Below are 290 nucleotides of genomic sequence, written 5' to 3'. Positions count from 1 at the left end.
CACCACTACCGTGTCCACGCCTTCGTTGTTATGGATGTTGGTGGTGTGGTCAACAATGTCTGGCTCGAGCCACGGAGTGCGTGGATTGCCCGAACGTGACTGCCATACAAGGTCATAGTCAGAAATACCGGCTTGTGCGGCCACCAACCGCGACGCCTCTGCCACCTGGCGGGAGTAAAGGTTTTTATCGCCTTCCGCGCCGCCCACATTATCGTGCGCGACGGGAACCGAATGGGCGGTAAACAGCAAGCGAGTGGATTCCTTCTTTTCTTCCGGAACCTGTCCCCAGA

General features: G+C 57.2%; 1 protein-coding gene. It reads right to left on the bottom strand.

The window, feature by feature from the left end; genetic code table 11:
• The coding region (locus tag ACLJNW_RS24460) for a ferrochelatase (RefSeq protein ID WP_410961253.1) at positions 1–290 on the bottom strand (290 nt) is incomplete at both ends.

It is taken from the genome of Salmonella sp. SAL4457 (genome assembly GCF_046548235.1).
In the GTDB taxonomy this organism is placed as follows: Bacteria; Pseudomonadota; Gammaproteobacteria; order Enterobacterales; family Enterobacteriaceae; genus Salmonella; species Salmonella enterica.
The sequence above is the reverse complement of the archived record's forward strand: the minus strand, read 5'-3'. Positions and strand labels throughout refer to the sequence as shown.